1 protein-coding gene is annotated in these 243 nt (G+C 66.3%); it reads right to left on the bottom strand.

The features are described from left to right. Positions 1–243, bottom strand: a 243-nt coding sequence (locus AAEY83_RS17955; RefSeq protein ID WP_351061400.1) for an alanine racemase C-terminal domain-containing protein, incomplete at both ends; no start/stop codon positions are given.

Here is a 243-nt window from a genome sequence, read left to right as displayed (position 1 = left end):
ACTTTGCCACGTCGCTGGCGAGGATGTTCTTACCCCACAACTCGACGGTCGAGCCAAGCCCCGCTTCCGCTACGTCGGTCAGATCGATGCAGAGCATGTCCATCGACACGCGCCCCAGCAAGCGGCTGGGTTTGCCAGCCACCAGCACCGGCGTGCCGGTCGGCGCCTGGCGCGGGTAGCCGTCGGCGTAACCCATGGCGACCACGCCGATGCGCATCGGCTTGTCGGTGATGAATCTGGCGC

The organism is Psychrobacter sp. TB20-MNA-CIBAN-0197 (assembly GCF_040309765.1).
GTDB lineage: Bacteria > Pseudomonadota > Gammaproteobacteria > Pseudomonadales > Moraxellaceae > Psychrobacter > Psychrobacter submarinus.
The sequence above is the reverse complement of the archived record's forward strand: the minus strand, read 5'-3'. Positions and strand labels throughout refer to the sequence as shown.